This window comes from Bacteroides gallinaceum, from assembly GCF_030373775.1.
GTDB classification, from domain to species: Bacteria; Bacteroidota; Bacteroidia; order Bacteroidales; family Bacteroidaceae; genus Phocaeicola; species Phocaeicola excrementipullorum.
On sequence record NZ_JAUDEN010000081.1, the window covers coordinates 1 to 778 of the forward strand.

Here is a 778-nt window from a genome sequence, read left to right on the forward strand (position 1 = left end):
TTGTACGCAAAAATAATGGTTTTCGGAGAATAACAAGGATTATGGAGATTATTTTAAATGAAAGAGCCGTGCGTACTCTGGCAAATTTTTTGCAAAAATCATTGTCATGTAATAAATTTTTGTAACTTTAGCCTTTGAGGATATAGTGGCAATTACTTTAATGTTGTATTTGGACACTATAAATGCAATGCTTTTATTGTTATATTTCTAATTTTCAGATTCTTATATCGGATCCACGTTGAATTAGGCTATAAAGAGTGAAGATATGATGCAGAAGGAAAATAAAGAGGACTCCATGTCAAACTACTCCGAAGAAGTACAAGCCATTATAGACCGTATGCCTACCCAATGGGTCAAATGGTTTGCTCTGTGCGTAGGAAGTTTGATTGGAATCGTTATTTTATTGAGTTTCTGGATTAAATACCCAGATACGGTAGAAGGAGAAGTTTCTGTAACAGCAACCAAAGCACCTGTCAGATTAGTAGCAAACAACAGTGGACGTATGCAATTACTGGTAAAAAACAGACAATCAGTAAAGAAGAACGAAGTAATTGCATTCATCGAGAGTGGAGCTGATTATCATCATGTGTTGCAAGTAGAAGCTTTGCTTTTTAGGGATATTCAAGAAATAGTATAAAATTAGCCAACTAATTCATTGCGAGTTAGTTGGCTTTTTTGTATCTTTAGGTATTCCCCCGTAAATAAGGTTTGACAGCCAAAACGGGGGAAATACCCCGACTAAGATATGGCTAAGATACAAAATATTTTAAAGATTCAG

1 protein-coding gene is annotated in these 778 nt (G+C 35.0%); it reads left to right on the forward strand.

The genetic code is table 11. The features are described from left to right. The first annotated feature begins 265 nt into the window (after positions 1-265). Entirely contained in the window at positions 266-637 is a 372-nt protein-coding gene (locus QUW60_RS15045; protein ID WP_289561513.1) for an HlyD family secretion protein, read from the forward strand. Positions 638-778: the final 141 nt, after the last annotated feature.